Consider the following 18,908-nt stretch of genomic DNA (forward strand, 5'->3'; position numbering starts at 1 on the left):
GATTTCCGCAAAATCTCAAAGTTACGAGAAATCATCTAGAGACAATCCATAAGGTTATTGTTACAAATTAAGGGGGATTTAATTTAGGGTAAATAGAAGGAGCTTTCATAATATGAAATTGCGTAATTTTGCAACCTTAATGGCTGGCGCTGCGGCGGCTCTGTGCTTGGTATCTGTAACTGGGCAGCAGGCTAACGCAGGAACGATCTACAAAGATTGGAACTATGGAATTGATGCTTTTAATGATGGCTCTGGTGGATCGGGTTATGAAATTAAAGGGATGGCAATCAAGGAAACCAGTGACAGCATTTTTGTCGCTCTGACTGGTGGTACGTCCTTGACAGGAACTTACGCGAGTGGCGCTGCTGACAAAAACATTGGTTGGGGAGATTTATTCTTTAATTTCACTGATAAAACTTTTAAAGCTGCTAGTGATGCAAAGAGTTTGTTTGGAATTCGCTTTGCAGCAACTAATGATTCAATGGTTTCCAGCACTGGCGTCTACCAAAATGTTCAAGCTGCTAGCGTCACTGCAACAAACGACGGATATAGCAGTTTGAAGCAATATTATAATTCTGGATGGGATCGGGAGAATACTCAAGGCACGGATTTGGCTACCAAAACGGATGCTTATGCATACTTCGGGGAAGGTTCCATTCTTAATGTAATTGGTTCAGGGACAAAAGTGGGTGACATTACCATGCTCACTGCCTCTGCATTGAGTACTGCTGGACTTGACTTCGCTAAATTCTCCGCAAGTGGTTCTCAGACGATTGGGTTCCAGTTTAGCAAGTCTCTGTTTGAAGGCGGTAACTACATTGCTAATACTTTTATTGAGTGCGGTAATGATGGGGTTGTCCTGAAAGGAAATCTTAAGGATGTACCAGAACCTTCTGGAATCGCTGGTATCGCTGTAGTAGGTCTGGTATTGGGCAGCAAACTGCGTAAGCGCCGTTGATTTTCGGGTTTATTTCGCGTTCATATGCAAAGAAAAACTTAGTGTATGAGCGCGAAATTATCATCCGTCCAATGTGCAACGCCCCTTGTTTGGGTAAGGTACATCTAGACAAGGTGCTAAAAAATGATATTGAACTGACTGGGAACACGTTTTACTTTCTGCGCTAGCGTAGAAAGTAAAACGTGTTCCCAGTTTGCCCTGTGTTGTCTAAACGTCCTGTTATACTTACCGGATTTATTGGTTGCTTGCTGATTTCCTTAAGTGCTTGCGCCAATAGTACCAACAGTGAAGCACTAGAGCGATCGCTCGCAGCAGACCCTAAACTTAAGGACAATCCGGCTGCGTTTGGGTTGCCATCTCAAAATAACTCTCCGAACGAAACGCTTGTTGCACTCCCCTCTGATTTCCCATCGGAGATTCCCGTCTATCCAGCGGCTCAGCTGCAAGAAGTCACGCCATCAACATCCGATCCCAATCAAGGACAGACCCTTCGTTGGACGACTTCTGACCCCAGCAACTCTGTCCAAACCTTTTACCAGAAGGAATTTCAATCGAATAACTGGGAAGTTTTGAGTCAGCCAACTGAGACTACTGAGACTGAGGAGGGTGCTGTTCCCCCAACCGATATCTTAGTGGCTCGCCAGAATAACCTGAAAGTTACCGTCTCCATCCAGTCAGGTTCGGGTAGTAATAGTTTTATCTCAACACCCTCACCGACTCCAGCGACTGCTGCTAATAGTCCAGCGAGTAGTGCAGCTAGTACTACACAATTTACGATTCAGTATGTCCGCGACGGCAGCGCAGCAGCAGCACCGTCATCCAGTAACTCAGAGGTCGCCAGTCAGCCAACGACTGAGGCAACAACAGACAAGCCGGGGTCTCCTTCTCAACCCTCTGTATTTACAGATATCAACAAAGCACCCCAAGAATTACGTCAGTACGTAGAAAACCTGGCAGCATTGGGGGTACTTTCGCTCAACTCTGGTGGTTCCAAGAGTAATTCAGCCGCAGGCGAACAGTTTGAGCCAAATAAAACCATCACCCGCCGCCAGTATGCGCGTTGGCTGGTAGCTGCGAATAATCAGATTTATAGCAATAGTCCGGGCAAGCAAATCCGTTTAGCATCAACAGATGTCCAACCGGCTTTCCAGGATATTCCCCGCAGCGACCCTGATTTTCCTGCAATTCAAGGTTTAGCGGAGGCAGGTTTAATTCCCAGCCGATTGACGGGTGATGCTACCGCTGTGTTGTTTCGCCCCGATGCACCGCTTACCCGCGAAAACTTGATTCTCTGGAAAGTGCCCCTAGACACCCGCCAAACCTTGCCCACCGCTTCGGTTGACGCGGTGAAGCAAACGTGGGGATTTCAGGATGCAGGTAAAACTGAGCCGAAGGCGTTGCGGGCGGTATTGGCAGATTTTCAAAATGGGGAATTGGCAAATATCCGGCGGGTTTTTGGGTATACAACGCTGTTCCAGCCGAAAAAACCCGTGACGAGGGCTGAGGCGGCGGCAGCTGTCTGGTACTTTGGCGCTGAAGGTGAAGGGGTATCTGCTCAAGATGCTTTGCAGAGCCAGCGTCAACAGAGCCAGCCATCAGCGACATCTACGCCGGAGCCTACACCGTCAAGTTCTGCTAATCAATAGCTTGACAATCAAAAACAGTCAATGAAGCGATCGCAATTAGGCAAAGCCCTTGCTGGAGGTAAGCGATCGCTTCGCGCATTTTTTGGAATACAACAGCTCCCCTTGAAAAGCGTAAGTGGAGGCAGCTTCAGTATCTATATAAAAAACTCTTAAAAAAATAAATTATAGTACTACCGCCTTGAGTTTTTACTGAATTTATCCTTAAATTCACAGAAACTTCACACTATTTTGGGAGAAGTTTGTAAGAACTTTATACAAAAGTTTATACAGTTGAGAAAAATGTAGCAGAAACTACGGAGAAAGAGATCACTATGAAAAAACAAATTCTAGCCACAGGATTTGTTCTTTTTTCTTTCCTATTGCCACTTAAGGCAGTAGCGGCATCCTTTGATAGAATTTACGTCTTTGGTGACAGCCTCTCCGATACTGGAAATGTTTTCAATCTAACGGGAGGATCTTCTCCCAAAGCTCCACCCTACTATCAGGGACGCTTTTCTAATGGCCCGATTTGGGTAGATGCTCTGGCAAATAAGTTGGGATTAGCTCCGGCTCTGGTCACTGCGGGAGGAGCTAACTCTAGTGACAGTATTAACTTCGCTTTCGGTGGTGCTACCTCAGGAACCAATAACGTCGCTGGTCCGTTACCGGGATTGCAAACGGAGATCGATTGGTTTAAGAGTGATTTGGCGAAAACCAAGCAGTCTGCTGACTCAGAAGCTCTATATATAGTATGGGCTGGTGGTAATGATTACCTCGGTGGTGGCGTTACAGATCCAACTGAGCCTGTCAAGAATATATCGGCAGCGGTAACATCGCTTTTCAAAATCGGCGCTCGAAATTTCCTCGTAGCTAATTTACCAGATTTGGGAAAGGCTCCTGTCGGTCTTAGTGGCGGTATTGCCATGTCCAACGGTCTCAACCAGTTGACCGAATTCCATAACTCGGGCTTGAGCTATAGTCTTGGTGAATTGAGCAAGTCATTAGACGGAATCAAGCTCAAATCTCTCGATATCAATTCTTTATTTAACAATGTCATCACAAATAAAGAGACATTTGGTTTCACAAATGTGACTGACTCTTGCCTAACCAACTACGAGGGTCCCCAAGATTCCACCTACGATATATGCGATAACCCAGACAGTTATTTGTTCTGGGACAACATCCATCCCACAGCCGCTGGTCATAAGCTAGTGGCAGACTTAGCATTTGCAGCGCTGACACCCGCATCCGAACCTCAAAAAAGCGTTCCGGAACCGGCTTCTGCATTGGGTGTATTAGCAGTCGGTGCTTTAGGAGCAGGTTCGCTGAAGCGGCGCAAACCGAAAAAAGCCAGCTCAATAAAGACTGAAGTATAAAGGATGAGGACTCAAGGATGAAGGCGTTCCTGTTAAAGCCAAATTCACCGTTCATCCTTGATGTTTTACACTTGATACTTTTTAGATTTTAGGGACTTCTGGCCTCAAATGATAGATTTTCTAAGTTGAATAAGTCTATCAATAATTTACACAATTAGTATTGGTTTTAAGCGAGTGCTGATAGGTCTTTAACTCACGGCAAGTGTTAGATACTTGAATAGGAAAATTATTTAGTGAAGATAATTGGCAGAAGAAGGAAATTATACAATGTTTCTCATCTCCAAGCAGATAGAGCGGTTGAGGCATCGATGATTTGAATTAATTTAACGAGTTTTAAAGGGACGAGGAATCATTCTAATAATTCTAATAATTGATCAAACAAGTGACCGCAAAAAAAAGGACGAGATGGATGATATATAGCCAGTCTTGCAGTGGAAAATTAGGCAATATTGAAAAGAGATTGTGGCAGTCACATCTGATGGATTAATTGACATAATTCTCCTACCGTTGGCATTTGAAGCCTATAAAAATTGCAGAATTTCTCCAAGCTGGATATAGCTGGAGATAGATAGTTGAACTAACTGAAAATTGCCACTCATATAATTTAATTAAAAAATTACAAGTTTTGGGCGTTCCCACACCTCTACAAATGTAAAAATTCCTATTGTCTGCTACCTAGAAAGACAGAAGGATGATAGTAGAGAAATGTATCTTTAGAGGGAAAAGTTTTTAGCTGTCAAATAGCAATTTAGTAAAAGACTAACTGACAAATAAACTTATTCGCTAGCCTGACTACAGAAAAAACACAATGTCCTTCCAAAGAGTGTTTTCTAGCCTGAGGGCAGTATTTCTTGTGAGTGCGTTACCCCTCAGCGCGATCGCTGGGTTGCCAACAGCAGTAAAAGCAGCAAGCTTATCGCCTCAGAATTTTAATGAAATTTATGTTTTTGGTGACAGCCTTTCAGATGATGGAAATCTGTTTGATGCTACGAAAGGATATATTCCGCCAAGCCCGGTTTACTCTGATGGACGTTTTTCCAATGGTCCAGTTTGGGTAGACTATCTCGCCCAATATTTAGGATTAACTTCCAATTCAAATATTAATCTGGCTTACGGTGGTGCAACTACGGGAAACAGTAACGTCTTGAACGATATCGTTCCTAGCGTAGTGCTGAATTTACCAGGCTTGCAGCAGCAGATTAATAACTTCAAAAAAGCCAATTTATCGGCTAATCCGGATGCATTATACATCGTATGGGCGGGTGGCAATGACTACATCGGTGGTGGCGTAACCAATGCTGCTATACCAGTCGGAAATTTATCGACAGCAGTAACGTCGCTTGCTACATTCGGCGCTAAAAATATCATGGTGGTCAACTTGCCAGATTTGGGGGAACTTCCGGACACCCGGACAAGCTCGAATTCAGCCAACCTCAGTGTCTTGACGGCGACTCATAACTCCGGCTTAGCTGCAAGCCTCAATGGTTTGAGCCAGAACCTAGGTGACAGCATCAATATTATCTCCCTTGATGTTAATTCTCTCTTCGATCGGGTCATCGCTAATCCAAAGGAATTTGGTTTAGGAAATGTTACTGAGGCTTGTTTAGACAAATTAATTGCCTGTGCTGTTAATGCAGACAAGTTTTTGTTCTGGGATAACATCCATCCGACGACGACTGCTCATAAGATATTAGGAAAATATGCCTTTTCAGTGCTAGGGCAACAGACTCAGGCATCTGCGATCGCTAGTAATAATCAGCTATTGAGACAATCCGCCTCTGCAACGTTGACGCCTGCGCTGGTGTCCGACTCCCAGGAAAGCGTTCCCGAACCGGCTTCTACGTTCGGTATATTAGCGTTTGGTGCTTTAGGCGCGGGTTTGGTGCTGAAACGCCAACAGACGAAAGCCAGCTCAATCAAGACTGAAGTATAAAGGATGAAGACTCAAGGATGAACAGGTTCGTATTCAGGCTAAATTTCACCGTTCATCCTTGATATTTCACACTTCATACTTTTAGGCATGGCTTTGTTGGATTACGACAATCTGTTTAACACCATTGAAGAATTAGTGCTGCATCATTCTCCTAGCGGTGCGGAAGAAGAAATTGACCAATTGTTGATGAGTCGATTTAAAGCGCTAGGGGTCGAAGTTTGGCAGGATAATGCCGGGAATATCATTGCGAAAATTGCCGGACAAAAGCAAGACAGAGGCATCGCTATCACCGCCCATAAAGACGAAATTGGCGGAATTGTCAAACAAGTCGGCGACGAGGGACGGGTGGAAGTCCGCAGGCTGGGAGGCGCGTTTCCGTGGGTTTATGGCGAGGGCGCTGTAGATTTACTGGGAGATGAGCAAACCATTACCGGGATTCTATCTTTTGGATCGCGCCACATTTCCCACGAATCTCCCCAAAAATCCCAGCAGGAAGACAAACCAGTGCGCTGGGAAGACGCTTGGGTGGAAACCAAATGCACCTCCGAAGAATTAGAAATAGCGGGAATTCGACCGGGAACCCGAATGGTAGTCGGGAAGCATCGTAAGCGTCCGGTGCGGTTGAAGGATTGGATTGCCAGTTACACGCTGGATAATAAGGCGTCTGTCGCAATTTTGTTAGCGCTGGCTGAAACCGTAAAACAGCCCCCAGTTGATATTTATCTGGTGGCGTCTGCGAAAGAGGAAGTCGGCGCAATTGGCGCAATGTACTTTACTCAGAAGCAGCGTGTGGATGCTTTGATTGCGCTGGAAATCTGTCCTTTGGCTCCGGAATACCCGATCGCTGATGGGAATGCGCCGGTGTTGCTTTCCCAAGATGGCTATGGAATATACGATGAAGCCTTAAATCGTCAGTTGCGGCAAGTTGCGAAGAATCTGAAGATCCCCGTGCAATTGGCGACGTTGAGCGGTTTTGGCAGCGATGGCTCAATTGCGATGAAGTTCGGTCATGTCGCCCGTGCTGCGTGTCTGGCGTTTCCGACGCAAAACACGCACGGCTATGAGATTGCCCATTTAGGCGCGATCGCAAACTGTACGCATATCCTCCGCGCCTACTGCGAAACCGACTTTAGCGATTCGTCAACAGCAACTGATAACTGACAAAGGACAATTGATCCCTGCAATTCCTTACAATTAAGCCAGTTATCCTGTGACAGCAGTTAAGCCTTGTATGCCCAAAACTGTAGCCGATGTTATGAGCCGCGACCCTATCGTGGTACGGCCTGAAACGCCTCTCAAGGAGGCCATCCAAATCTTGGCAGAACGACACATCAGCGGTCTGCCAGTAGTCGAACAAACTGGCAAATTAGTGGGCGTTATCTCGGAAACTGACTTGATGTGGCAAGAAAAAGGGGTGACTCCCCCGGCTTACATCATGTTTCTAGACAGCGTGATTTACCTGCAAAATCCAGCCACCTTTGAACGAGACCTGCACAAGTCTCTGGGGCAAACGGTTGGGGAAGTAATGACCCACGATGCCATTACCATTACAGCCGAGAAACCTTTACGGGAAGCTGCGGCGCTGATGCACGAGCGAAATGTTCGCCGCTTGCCGGTGATTGATAAAAATGCTCAGGTGATTGGTATCCTCACCCGTGGGGATATTGTGCGGGCAATGGCATCTGAGGTGGATTAATCTTGGTCATTAGTCATTGGGAGTTTGCTGCAAAGGACTCATGACTAATGACTCATAACGAGTGACAACTGAAAACTAATCAATAATCAAATAATAATGAGCATTACCCCTGAGTCTGTTAAAGAATTACTGGGTTCAGAAAATTTTGGCGATCGCATTCGCGGCATTAACCAGCTGCGCCAGCTGGAAAGGGCGATCGCGTTTGAGCTGGTGCAACCCGCTGTGACAGACAGCAACACCCGCGTTAGATATGCCGCAGTCAGCCAGATGGATACTCTGGGACAAGAAGATTTACAAACATCTTTGAGTGTTTTGCGCGATCGCTTATTCAATGACTCGGAAGCAGATGTCCAAGCTGCCGCTGCTGATGCTTTGGGAGCGCTACAGTTAAAAGAAGCTTTTGAGGACTTGCAGCAAGTTTACAACCAAACCCCAGAGTGGCTCGTTAAGTTCAGCATTGTTGCTGCTTTGGGAGAAATGGGCGACAGCAGAGGGTTTGAACTACTAGAAGAAGCCCTTACCTCTGGGAACGAATTAGTCCAAACTGCTGCTATCTCTTCACTGGGAGAACTGGGAGATCCGCGTGCAGTTCCCCTGATTGTTCCGTACTCCACCCATTCGGATTGGCAGATTCGCTACCGGGTCGTACAAGCACTCAAGCGTCTAGGTGGAGCAGAAGCACGCTCAACATTAGAAGCTTTAGCGAATGATGAAGTCGAGCAAGTAGCCCAGGAAGCACAAAATTGTTTAAAATCCGCTTAAACAACTGGTTAAAGTATCTCTAAAATTACCATAGTCTGATACAATCCGTTTTTTTGGCTGGAAATTAAACGGGCGAAGCATTCCTTTCTTTAACTAGGGGTTTATCCCCAACGTGGAAAGGGCTTTGCCCGTTTTCACATTTATTTTTTAAGTATTTTCTCGTAATAACTATTAGCTTTAGCAAGTTTAAAAGTTAATTTTTCAGTATTTTCCGCACTTAAATTTTTAACGTCTCAGTGTTTCTTCGTATGTTTAATTTATTTTTAAATGGTATGAAATTAGTAAACCGTATTTTCCCGGAAATTCCAAAAATTGTTTTTATTTAATCGTTAAAAATCCGGATACATATATATTCGCGCTTCTAAAGCCTTACTTCACACCAACTTTACAAGTTTTTGGAGAAACTACGGCTGATGTTAAAGAGTCAGTAAAGATACGTCCGAATGATTGCTATCCCCTCGAATGATTCCCTATATTAGGAAGAACAAAGCCAAGCATATTTACGCGGTCTTCTGAGTTTGCTACTAAAAGTTAGAGTCATCTCTTAGGTAATTGGTCTTCGTTCATCAGGTGCTTAAGTAGTTTTCAACGCACTCATCCGTATCACTCAAGCAAACTACTAGGTTCAACAAAAAAATAGCAACACGGCTCAATCCCTAAATATGCGGACATTAAAAATCTTGAACTTCGGATCAATTAAGGTGAACCAGATGAAACTTCAACAGACTTCAGCCTTCATGAGCTTATTGGCTGGCAGCCTTCTAGCTTTTTCTGCGACTTCAGCTCAGGCTTTCGCTCCATTCACGTTCGACACCACCTTTTCTCCAAATCCTGCTGACCCCAAGAAGGATATCAAGCTAGAAGCAGTTACTATTAAACCTACACTCGAGGTCGTCAAAGACTTCTCGCTGGTTACAGGTGCCAAAATTGTCAAAAATGAGCTGAAAAAAACTGGTCCAGGCAGTTCCGACCACGGCGTTGATACTGTCAGCGATTCATACCTGCCAGAAGGCCCCAAAAAGGAAAACCCGACTGCTGCTGATATCGTTGCTAGCTTAGGCAACCTGAATCTCAACAGCATCATTGACACTGAAGACGACTATGGAACATCTATAATCGATGTTTTCTTCGGGAAGGCAACCGACACATTCTTCTTCTTTGAAAGAGGCAACCCTTTTACAAAAGATCCTAAGGTAGAAGATCTAGGCCCTGGGAACAGCGATCTATTGGTTGAGTCTCTGGATAAATATGGAAAAGTGCTAGAAACGTTCACGATTACCAGATATATGTGGACTAAGACTGGCTACAGTATCGCCACCAAAGAAATCGAAGGAACCGACCACGAAATTCAAGAAGTTGGTTCTTATGGTCTGAAGGCGTCAAAGAAGGCTATGGGTCTCCGGTTGACAAGCCACAAGGGCTTTAACGGGCCTGACTATAAGGTATTCGCTCAAAACGTGAGCGTGCCTGAACCAGCAAGCCTTGCAGGTTTAGGAATGGTAGCAGGTGCTTTAGTGGTTTCTCGCCGCCGCCGTCAAGCTGCTAAGTCCTAATTCTCCATTGTTTTAAACAATGCATATATTAATCGGGATTAGATGCTGAACAAGGCTTCTAGTCCCGATTTTTTGCCAATTTAGAAAAGATTGCGGGTGAGGTAGACTGCCAAACGCCAGATAATGTCATCTTGAGACTGAGCTTGGACAATTGCTGGTAGCTACGACAGATATGTTGCTGGATGAGTCGATTTTAGCGATCGCGTTTCTTCTAGCCGCTAAACTATCAGACACTGAATAGTTTAGATGCATGAAAATTCGAGATATTGGAGAACAAGGTTTATTAGAACGATTGCAGCGCTTTTGTCCGCCGGAAGTTGTGGGGGATGATGCGGCGGTGATGACCCTTCAGCCTGGTCAAGAATTGGTAGTGACAACCGATTTACTGGTAGATGGAACTCATTTTAGCGATCGCACCACTGCCCCAGAAGACGCTGGCTGGCGTGCTGCTGCTGCCAATTTATCCGATCTAGCCGCAATGGGGGCACTGCCTCTGGGCATTACTGTAGGTTTGAGCGTCACGGGTGATACACCTGTCACCTGGGTTGAGCGACTCTATCAGGGACTCACCGAATGCCTGCAACAATACAATACAGCGATCGTCGGCGGCGATATTTGCCGCTCATCGGTGATTACCGTCGCGATTACCGCCTTTGGTCAAGCTTCCCCAACTCAGATCCTTCGGCGCTCAAATGCTCAGGTAGGGGATGCCATTGTCGTCACTGGCGTTCACGGAACCTCACGAGCTGGTCTAGAATTACTGCTTCACCCAGAGTTTGGTCAACGCCTCAGTGAAACTGACAAGGCATCTTTAATCGAAGCTCACCAGCGTCCCAAACCTAGGCTAGATGTGTTGCCGCTTTTGTGGGAAATTTTAGATTTTCCATCCCACATCCAAAATCTAAAATCTCAAATTTCAGTGGCTGGCATGGACAGCAGCGACGGTTTAGCAGACGCCATTGTGCAAATCTGCCGGTGCAGCCAAGTGGGTGCCTATATCGAGCGCAGCGCAATTCCCCTTCCTCATGCCCTAACTCAGCTCGTGCCTGCCGAGCAAGCTCTGAATTGGGCCTTATACGGTGGTGAAGATTTTGAACTGGTGCTGTGCTTACCGTTAGAAAAAGCCCAGGCGTTAATCAAACGACTGGGCAAAGGAGCTGCTGTGGTCGGGAAAATTACTATCGGCTCAAACGTCTTGTTAGGAGACTCTACCGGCGTCTATCCCGACCAACAACTCACCCTAAGCCAAAGCTTTCAGCATTTTTAAGCTTTCCACTTCTGACCCACCAGTTCAGCCAAGTCTACAACCCGCTGAGAGTAACCCCACTCGTTGTCGTACCAAGAGACAACTTTAACCAGGTCTCCGCCCATAACCATCGTTAGACTAGCGTCCACAATGGAAGAAGCATCGGTACCCCGATAATCGCTGGAGACTAGCTCCAGTTCGTTATATTCCAGAACGCCTTGCATAGGGCCTTCAGCAGCAGCTTTCAGCGCTTGGTTCACTTCATCCGCGAAGGTTTGCTTCTCGACTTGAATCACCAAATCCACTACGGAAACGTTTGGAGTAGGCACCCGCAAAGCAATTCCATTCAGCTTGCCCTTCAGCTCTGGCAACACCAAAGCTACTGCTTTGGCAGCACCCGTTGAAGTGGGAACAATGTTGAGCGCTGCTGCCCGTGCCCGCCGCAAATCCCGGTGAGAAGCATCCAGTAAGCGCTGGTCGCCGGTATAGCTGTGGGTGGTGGTCATCGTGCCTTTAATAATGCCGAAGTTTTCGTGCAGCACTTTGGCAACAGGCGCTAGGCAGTTGGTGGTGCAGCTGGCATTGCTGATCACAACGTGCTTGTCGTGGTCATAGTCTTTATCGTTGACGCCTACCACAAAGGTGCCGTCATCGTTTTTACCGGGAGCGGTAATCAGAACTTTCTTCGCTCCAGCCTTGATATGCTTGGATGCCCCTTCCTTGCTGGTAAAGACGCCAGTTGATTCGATAATCAGGTCAATGTCCCAATCTTTCCAGGGCAAGTTTTCTGGGTTGCGATCCGATGTGCATTTAACCGTTTTGCCGTTAACAGTGATGGAGTTGTCATCGTAACTGATATCAGCGTTAAACTTCCCAAGCATGGAATCATATTTCAGCAAGTGGGAGTTGGTTCTTGGGTCAGAAGTGTCATTGATCGCGACGACTTCTATATGGCTATTTTCCCGACCCAGCCAGCATCGCATAAAGTTACGTCCGATGCGTCCAAAACCGTTGATCGCTACTCTAATCACAGCGTCTTGCCCTCTGTCTTGTGACCTACAGAATTTCCTGTTAATGACCCCAATCATATCGCAAAGGCTGAACAATTCTACCTAGTGGTTTGCAGCGATTCTCCTAAATCGAATCCGTTGTGGATCGAAACGAATCTTTGCTTGACTGGAAAAAGGACAAAATCTAGAGAAACCGCGCGATCGCTGACGTGCTCGTTTCCAGCGTGGCACAACTTCTACCGCTAGAGGCTATGGGAAGGGGCGCGAGTCGAAGCGGAAGTGAACCTATTTTGAGGCTTTTGCGAGCTGAATTTTGGCCTAGATAATTATTTTATTGGTTTTTTCTCCGATTTAGACGATTTAATTGCTAATTAAATCTATTTTCTTATTATTAATCCCTGTAAAAACTTGTGGCTATTGTTTGGTACGAATAGTGCCTAAAAGCATAAAGCGAAGAATTTCAATTTTTTGACAGTAGTAGCATTAGGTACTCTGAGAACTACAGAAATCGCAAGTTTTAGGGTACTCGATCTCATTCCAGCGCCTAGTCTAACTGGTTGTTCCATATCTACCCCGAAACTGGTTGCTTAAGTTAAAAGCACTGATTGAGTTGTTTAACCTCGCTTGCGAGTTACGGAGGCTAGGTTAAGTACAAAGAAGCGCTACCAGCTTTTGACCAAGTGCTGAAACTTAAGCGGAGACGACTTCATCGCCTGGTATTTACGAGGCTACACGCTTAGTAAAGGACAGTATCAAGAAGCGATCGCCCACTCGCTAACTATGATGAAGCCATTCAACCCCAGCCAAATTACCTATTAGCGTTGTTTGAGAAAGGGAATGCTCTGCCTGAATCGGGACGTTCTGAAGCATTCAAGAATCATTAAAATAATGATTCAAAATTAAAACGGCTCGTAATTTTGAATCATTATTTTAATTCCAAATTAATTTAAAATCTCGCCTCCGTAGAGGTTGTGGATGGAAATATATACTCTGACAGCTTCTGGGACTAAATAACGAATCGAGTGTTTTTGGCGACAATAGTGGCGAATCAAACTTGATGAAATGCCCACTTTCGGCATTTTCAACAACTGCCAGCGAATCGTCAACTCTTGGGCGACAAGCTGTTGAACAATCTGCTGGCAGAGCAAATTTTCTCGGTTATCATCCACCGGGATCGGCAGTTCTTCTGGACGCGGTGCCACCAACCATTCACAAGCGGGTACAAGTTCCTGCCGTCGATGCCAACGAGGTAAGGTTTTGAAGGCGTCCGTGCCAATAATCCAGTGCCAGCGGCTATTCGGGTAGAGAATCTGGAGGTCTAAAAGGGTATTAATGGCATAATCTGGACGGGTGCAATTTGTCTCTAGAGGCGAGAAAACAAAGTTTGGATGGTCTGCGATCGCTTGTTGCACCATTTGAGCGCGATGCTCAAATTCCACCGCCACTTTGTAGGCAGGACAGCGACTCGGTACCCAAATGACCTGGTTTAGAGCCGCTTGAGATAAAGCAGTTTCCGCCATCAACAGGTGTCCACAGTGAATGGGATCAAAGGTTCCACCCAAAATTCCCAAGTTTTGCATACAAGATCCGTTGTGGCTTGTTTCCTATTCTCTAGGTTAAGCAGTAAAAATGCGGATGATCTGCTACTGTCTTGGTGTTAGTCTTTGCAGGAAGTTTCCGGACTGAAATGCATTTTGACGTGTAAAGATAAAAACCATCCCATGATAGAAGCCGCTCTATTTAGGAATGACCTAAAGTGCAGTTATAGCGACCGAAAGCGGATTCTGCGATCGCGCTCTGGGATTGTGCTGTAAATCTTGGCAAGGTTGTATCAAGAAAAATCAATTCTTGATATGATAGCGCGTGTTATCCGTGCAGCCTGGTGTGGTGTGGTGTGTAAGGAGCTAAGATGCCGAATACTGTTGATTTTACCGGGAGGCCGTTTCATTTCATCGGCATTGGTGGAATTGGAATGTCAGCTCTCGCCTACGTTCTAGCCAAGCGTAAGCTGCCTGTATCTGGATCGGATATTCATTCCAGCCATATTACTAAACGTTTGCAGGCCGTTGGCACTCATGTTTTTGGAAGTCAAGACGCCGCAAACTTGGAATTTTTTCAACCAACCGAGGACTCAGCCTACGAAGCATTACCAACGGCAGTCATTGGTATAAGCGATCGCCTGGAACCCTCCAGGGAACCTGTAGAAACTGGAGCAACTCGGTCGAGTAATCGAGGGTCATCTACGAACCTAAGGGCAATGGCTCTGCCCCAAGTGATTTGTTCAACTGCAATCAATCCGGCAAACTCTGAATATCGGGCAGCTATTGAATTAGGCTGTCCGATTTTTCATCGTTCTGATTTATTAGCAGCTTTGATTCAGGATTACCAAAGTATTGCTGTCGCTGGTACTCATGGGAAAACTACAACTAGCAGTTTGATTGGGTATTTACTGCTACAAGCAGGATTAGACCCAACAATCGTGGTAGGCGGTGAAGTGAATGCCTGGGGAGGCAACGCACGGTTAGGAGACGGTCCCTATCTAGTCGCGGAAGCGGATGAATCAGATGGGTCGTTATCGAGACTCTCAGCCGCAATTGGTGTGATTACAAATATTGAACTGGATCATCCAGATCACTATGAATCGCTCGAAGAGGTGATTAGCACCTTCCAGATATTCGCTAAACGCTGTAAAACCTTGGTGGGGTGCATTGATTGTGCTGTAGTTAGAGATTCTCTGCAACCCGCAATCAGCTATAGCTTGCAGCGAGATTCTGGGGCTGATTATACGGTCGATCGGGTGGATTATCGGGCGGATGGCACAGAGGCACAAGTTTGGGAACGGGGAGAAATTCTGGGGAAGCTCTCCTTAAAGTTGCTAGGCAAGCACAATCTCAGCAATGCCCTAGCAGCCGTGGCTGTGGGTCGTCAGCTGGGGATGGATTTTGAGGTAATTGCAGAGGCGATCGCGACCTTCGAGGGTGCCCGCCGCCGATTTGAGCTGCGGGGCGAGCGTAATGGCATCTACTTTGTGGATGATTATGCCCACCATCCCAGCGAACTTCTGGCAACCCTGTCAGCAGCTCGCTTGCAAGTGTTGCCGCCGCGAAGGCTTGTCGCTATTTTCCAACCACACCGCTACAGCCGGACGCTCGCTTTTTTACCGGAATTTGCTCAATCTTTTAAAGATGCCGATATTGTGATTCTCAGCGATATTTATAGCGCCGGAGAACCTAATTTGGGGCAGATTAGCGGTGAACAAGTCGCGGAATTAGTGGCGGGTAATCATCCGAACGTGCATTACCAACCGTCTCTCCCATCCATCTGTAAGTTACTTACAGATACCCTTCGACCGGGCGATTTGGCTCTGTTTTTGGGGGCGGGGAATCTAAATCAGATTATTCCTGAGGTCATGGCGTTCTATCAAAAAACTGACGAAGCCAGTCTCAAGTAATCGGTGATGACTGAATCCGTTAGCTGCATTGAAGTCGTACTTATGAGTAAAGAAGTTCCCAGCTAACAGATTCACTCAAAATTACTCAAAACTCATGTTGTGGCCTCAGCTGTCTCGGCATTCAAATTTGTGAATTGATATGACTCTCTCTTATGATCCAGCCAGCGTTGTAAACGCTTCTTCCCCCCAGAAAAAATCCACCAAGTCTTCTTCCCCGCTTTACCTACCAGGAACCGATTGTATTGTGCGATCGCAAGCTCCCCTCTCCAGCCTGACCTCTTTTCGAGTGGGAGGACCAGCCGAATGGTATGTAGCTCCTCGCCGTACCGAAGAACTGCAAGCTAGTTTTGAGTGGGCGCGGTATCAAGAATTGTCGATCACCCTCTTGGGAGCCGGTTCAAACTTACTGGTGAGCGATAAAGGTCTTCCCGGTTTAGCCATCTGTACTCGCCATCTCCGCCACACCAGCTTCGACCCCGAAACGGGTCAGGTGAGTGCAGGTGCCGGAGAACCCATCGCCCGCCTCGCATGGCAGGCAGCAGAACGCGGTTGGCAAGGGTTGGAATGGGCTGTTGGCATCCCCGGTACAGTCGGCGGCGCAGTGGTGATGAATGCAGGCGCTCACACCAGCTGTACCGCTGATATTTTAGTCAACGTCCAAGCCCTCTCACCCAGCGGAAAAGCTGAGATTTTGACACCACAACAACTGGGATTTGCCTACCGCACCTCAATTCTGCAAGGAGGCGATCGCTTGGTGACACAGGCAACCTTCCAACTCCAACCGGGAGCCGACCCAGCTCAAGTTATGGCAACAACTGCCAAACATCTAGAGCAACGGCGAACCACTCAACCCTACCATTTGCCAAGTTGCGGCAGCGTTTTCCGCAATCCCGATTCTCACAAAGCTGCCTGGTTGATCGAACAAACCGGACTCAAAGGCTACCAGATTGGCGGTGCCCAAGTCGCCCAACGCCATGCCAACTTTATCCTCAACTGTGGCGGTGCTAAAGCTAGCGATATTTTCCATTTGATTCGCTATGTTCAGCAGCAAGTGGAACAGCATTGGTCTCTGTGCCTAGAACCAGAAGTGAAAATCTTAGGTGAGTTTCAGCCTGCTTAAAGGTGTCGCCAGACGCCAGGGATACTAAGATTGAAATTGGCTTGCAAGTCTATCGCATACGGCATTAATAGTTATGACACAGAAAGGATTTGGCTTTGGCTTAGGCAAAATGAAAGAACTAGCCGAAGCTTTTAAAAAAGCCCAGCAGGTTCAAGAAGGTGCCAAAAGGCTCCAAGAAGAATTGGAGCAAATGGAGATTGGGGGAGAGAGCAGCGGTGGAAGCGTTAAGGTTTTCCTCAGCGGCAATCAAGAACCTCTGCGGGTAGAAATTTCAGCAGACGCCTACAATCAGGGAGCAGATGCTCTAGCTGAACTTGTAACAGCGGCAATGAAAGATGCCTACGAAAAATCCACCGCAACAATGCGACAGCGGATGGAAGACCTCACCAGTGGACTCGACCTGCCACTGTAACCCTTAAGGGATTTCCCAGGCATCAATATCTGCCGCTCTTCTTAGGCAGGCTTCTCGCCTGCCACCTACTTATCGTAGAGAGACGGCTAGCAGGCAAAACTGCGGGAATATTTCCTAGGTTTAGCAATCTTTATAAGATACGCATAATAACTTCAGGGATAGAGGAGAATTTGGCTCTACACTACTTTTTCTCTCCTCTGCTCCCTGGCTCTTCTGCCTATTGCGGCTGCTTTGCTGGCTGTATCTGTAGCCTTGGTAACTCCAAAAATGTTTTGTAGAGCCGATCTGCCAGCACTGTATTGGCTTCATCCGTCAAGTGAATGGCGTCTGAAAAAGCCTGACCTGGGAAATTCCGGTAAAGCTTGTAAAAATTCAGCACTTTCACATTTTCCGGAAAACTTCTCTGTAACTGCCCAGTCTTTGTGTCTATTTGTCCATAACCGGCTTGTACTCGCTGGGTGTAGGTTGAACCGAGTTCGCTTAAAAGCTCCCGTTCTCTGAGAGAAAGATTATTCGCTGAACGCCCGGTGATTTCTGGCTGAACTACCAAAACCAATGGAATCTGCGCCGCTGCTGTCAGACGAACCATCTGTGTCTGGTGATTTTGATAACGCTTAACCCGACGCTCCAACTCAGTGGTGTTAGCTGGCAGACGTTGTGCTAAAGGGACGCTTTCCTCACTCACTGCCATCGTCAGCTGGTCCACAGATGGTTGTGGTTTTAACACCCAATACTGTGTTGCTTTCACTAAATAGGTCTGATTGAGCCAGCGATTCATGTCCTGAGTCAGCTCAAACCACAGATGCCCTGCTGCATTGTTCAGAAAGTTTTCTATATAAGGGATATCCGTTTCATTTTCAGTGCTGGGTAGCATTAAATCTGCATACCCGTTCAAAACCACAATCGCATCAGGCTGGTAAGGCAAAATCTGGAGGGCAAGCCCAGCCAGTTCGTTCCCCGAAGTATAACCAGGAACCGCCGCGTTAATGACACGATAGTTGCCTTCCCGAATCCGTAGCGGCAAGGCGAGTGCTTTCACCCGTTCTGGCTTGTAGTAGGGCAAGAAATCCGGGCGAAATTTCTCTGGAGAAGCTTTCTGCTGCTTTACCCGTATATTCAGACTACCTTCGAGCTTATGGGCAAACGTGGTTGCGTTATTGGAACTCATTTGACCAAAAGCTGTAGAACCGCCCAAAATGAAAATCCGAATTTCATCTTTGGGTTTCGCTTGAGAAACCGGCTGGTCATCACGAAAACCCTGTTCGTTAATGCGCCAGAATTTGCTTTGCTGTTTTCCTGCCAGCTGATATCCCACTGATAAACGCCGTTTGGCAACCAGACGCCCAGAATTCGGTAAACCCCCGTAGGTTTGCTGGTTTTGATCGAGGAATTTAAGGCGGTAAGCGGTAACTTCTGTCGGTTCACCTTCATAGGCTGCCAATTCAGCATTTTTGCCCGCAACGCTCACAGCAACCCGTGCAAGCAGTTCCAAGAGAATCAAAATGAGGAGCAAAGCTAGGAGTAAGATGAGGGGCGAAGGCGGCTGGCGGCGTTTTTGGTAAGGTTTGTAGCGGGACTTTTTAAACATCAAGTAATGAACCTCAAATGACCAACGAACAAAGGAAGTAAAAGGCAAAAAAGGGATGATTAAATGCTTGCCTTTCGCTTTCATGAGTTGCCGGTGGAGTCAGGCAGAATAACAAAAGTAAAGATTAACTCAATCCCGGCATTCGTTATCCCACTGCGATCCCAGTATGCAGCAATTT

Annotated in this window: 15 protein-coding genes; 12 read left to right on the top strand and 3 right to left on the bottom strand. The window is 46.6% G+C overall.

The genetic code is table 11. From position 1 onward, the window contains the following. Positions 1–112: 112 nt before the first annotated feature. The 9 genes from NC996_RS01475 (at position 113) to thiL (ending at position 11,170) form a co-directional block, all read left to right on the top strand. On the top strand, positions 113–958 hold the full coding sequence (locus NC996_RS01475) for an XDD3 family exosortase-dependent surface protein (protein WP_190685537.1): 846 nt from the start codon (positions 113–115) through the stop codon (positions 956–958). Positions 959–1,140: 182 nt separating this feature from the next. After that, on the top strand, positions 1,141–2,604 hold the full coding sequence (locus tag NC996_RS01480; protein ID WP_348259966.1) for an S-layer homology domain-containing protein: 1,464 nt from the start codon (positions 1,141–1,143) through the stop codon (positions 2,602–2,604). Between the two features lie 311 nt (positions 2,605–2,915). Beyond that, the gene (locus NC996_RS01485; protein ID WP_190685543.1) at positions 2,916–3,959 is read left to right on the top strand and encodes an SGNH/GDSL hydrolase family protein; all 1,044 of its coding nucleotides are present in this window, start codon (positions 2,916–2,918) and stop codon (positions 3,957–3,959) included. 808 nt (positions 3,960–4,767) lie between these two features. Then, positions 4,768–5,892, top strand: coding sequence for an SGNH/GDSL hydrolase family protein (locus NC996_RS01490; protein ID WP_190685545.1), 1,125 nt, complete (start codon positions 4,768–4,770; stop codon positions 5,890–5,892). Between the two features lie 87 nt (positions 5,893–5,979). Then, positions 5,980–7,053 carry a M20/M25/M40 family metallo-hydrolase gene (locus tag NC996_RS01495; RefSeq protein WP_190685548.1) on the top strand — a complete coding sequence of 358 codons (1,074 nt, stop codon included), beginning with the start codon at positions 5,980–5,982 and terminating at the stop codon, positions 7,051–7,053. A 70-nt stretch (positions 7,054–7,123) separates the two neighbouring features. Next, complete coding sequence (locus tag NC996_RS01500; protein WP_190410554.1) at positions 7,124–7,588, top strand: CBS domain-containing protein; 465 nt, start codon at positions 7,124–7,126, stop codon at positions 7,586–7,588. A gap of 96 nt (positions 7,589–7,684) precedes the next feature. Then, the gene (gene nblB / locus NC996_RS01505) at positions 7,685–8,350 is read left to right on the top strand and encodes a phycobilisome degradation protein NblB (RefSeq protein WP_190429129.1); all 666 of its coding nucleotides are present in this window, start codon (positions 7,685–7,687) and stop codon (positions 8,348–8,350) included. Between the two features lie 710 nt (positions 8,351–9,060). Beyond that, positions 9,061–9,903, top strand: a complete 843-nt coding sequence (locus tag NC996_RS01510) for an exosortase-dependent surface protein XDP2 (RefSeq protein ID WP_190685550.1) — start codon at positions 9,061–9,063, stop codon at positions 9,901–9,903. Between the two features lie 250 nt (positions 9,904–10,153). Further along, complete coding sequence (gene thiL / locus NC996_RS01515; RefSeq protein WP_190685553.1) at positions 10,154–11,170, top strand: thiamine-phosphate kinase; 1,017 nt, start codon at positions 10,154–10,156, stop codon at positions 11,168–11,170. On the opposite strand, the gene NC996_RS01520 is transcribed toward thiL, so the two are convergent. Next, positions 11,167–12,180, bottom strand: a complete 1,014-nt coding sequence (locus tag NC996_RS01520) for a type I glyceraldehyde-3-phosphate dehydrogenase (protein WP_190410558.1) — start codon at positions 12,178–12,180, stop codon at positions 11,167–11,169. The genes thiL and NC996_RS01520 overlap by 4 nt on opposite strands. Before the next feature lie 920 nt (positions 12,181–13,100). Beyond that, the gene (nadD, locus tag NC996_RS01525; RefSeq protein ID WP_190436699.1) at positions 13,101–13,739 is read right to left on the bottom strand and encodes a nicotinate (nicotinamide) nucleotide adenylyltransferase; all 639 of its coding nucleotides are present in this window, start codon (positions 13,737–13,739) and stop codon (positions 13,101–13,103) included. Positions 13,740–14,068: 329 nt separating this feature from the next. Between nadD and murC the strand changes: the two genes are divergently transcribed. The 3 genes from murC (at position 14,069) to NC996_RS01540 (ending at position 17,142) form a co-directional block, all read left to right on the top strand. Then, complete coding sequence (gene murC / locus NC996_RS01530) at positions 14,069–15,610, top strand: UDP-N-acetylmuramate--L-alanine ligase (protein WP_190410561.1); 1,542 nt, start codon at positions 14,069–14,071, stop codon at positions 15,608–15,610. A 139-nt stretch (positions 15,611–15,749) separates the two neighbouring features. After that, positions 15,750–16,730 carry a UDP-N-acetylmuramate dehydrogenase gene (gene murB, locus NC996_RS01535; protein WP_190429132.1) on the top strand — a complete coding sequence of 327 codons (981 nt, stop codon included), beginning with the start codon at positions 15,750–15,752 and terminating at the stop codon, positions 16,728–16,730. A gap of 73 nt (positions 16,731–16,803) precedes the next feature. After that, on the top strand, positions 16,804–17,142 hold the full coding sequence (locus NC996_RS01540) for a YbaB/EbfC family nucleoid-associated protein (RefSeq protein WP_190530227.1): 339 nt from the start codon (positions 16,804–16,806) through the stop codon (positions 17,140–17,142). A gap of 217 nt (positions 17,143–17,359) precedes the next feature. On the opposite strand, the gene NC996_RS01545 is transcribed toward NC996_RS01540, so the two are convergent. After that, positions 17,360–18,730, bottom strand: coding sequence for an SGNH/GDSL hydrolase family protein (locus tag NC996_RS01545; RefSeq protein WP_190685556.1), 1,371 nt, complete (start codon positions 18,728–18,730; stop codon positions 17,360–17,362). Positions 18,731–18,908: the final 178 nt, after the last annotated feature.

This window comes from Trichocoleus sp. ST-U2 (genome assembly GCF_039961875.1).
In the GTDB taxonomy this organism is placed as follows: Bacteria; Cyanobacteriota; Cyanobacteriia; order Cyanobacteriales; family FACHB-T130; genus FACHB-T130.

Excerpts from the sequence above, each read along its gene's own strand:
- NC996_RS01490 (WP_190685545.1), top strand. The coding sequence starts at position 4,768 with ATGTCCTTCCAAAGAGTGTTTTCTAGCCTGAGGGCAGTATTTCTTGTG.
- nadD (WP_190436699.1), bottom strand. The coding sequence starts at position 13,739 with ATGCAAAACTTGGGAATTTTGGGTGGAACCTTTGATCCCATTCACTGT.
- NC996_RS01545 (WP_190685556.1), bottom strand. The coding sequence starts at position 18,730 with ATGTTTAAAAAGTCCCGCTACAAACCTTACCAAAAACGCCGCCAGCCG.
- NC996_RS01475 (WP_190685537.1), top strand. The coding sequence starts at position 113 with ATGAAATTGCGTAATTTTGCAACCTTAATGGCTGGCGCTGCGGCGGCT.
- murC (WP_190410561.1), top strand. The coding sequence starts at position 14,069 with ATGCCGAATACTGTTGATTTTACCGGGAGGCCGTTTCATTTCATCGGC.
- NC996_RS01500 (WP_190410554.1), top strand. The coding sequence starts at position 7,124 with ATGCCCAAAACTGTAGCCGATGTTATGAGCCGCGACCCTATCGTGGTA.
- NC996_RS01540 (WP_190530227.1), top strand. The coding sequence starts at position 16,804 with ATGACACAGAAAGGATTTGGCTTTGGCTTAGGCAAAATGAAAGAACTA.
- NC996_RS01510 (WP_190685550.1), top strand. The coding sequence starts at position 9,061 with ATGAAACTTCAACAGACTTCAGCCTTCATGAGCTTATTGGCTGGCAGC.
- NC996_RS01495 (WP_190685548.1), top strand. The coding sequence starts at position 5,980 with ATGGCTTTGTTGGATTACGACAATCTGTTTAACACCATTGAAGAATTA.
- thiL (WP_190685553.1), top strand. The coding sequence starts at position 10,154 with ATGAAAATTCGAGATATTGGAGAACAAGGTTTATTAGAACGATTGCAG.
- NC996_RS01485 (WP_190685543.1), top strand. The coding sequence starts at position 2,916 with ATGAAAAAACAAATTCTAGCCACAGGATTTGTTCTTTTTTCTTTCCTA.
- murB (WP_190429132.1), top strand. The coding sequence starts at position 15,750 with ATGACTCTCTCTTATGATCCAGCCAGCGTTGTAAACGCTTCTTCCCCC.
- nblB (WP_190429129.1), top strand. The coding sequence starts at position 7,685 with ATGAGCATTACCCCTGAGTCTGTTAAAGAATTACTGGGTTCAGAAAAT.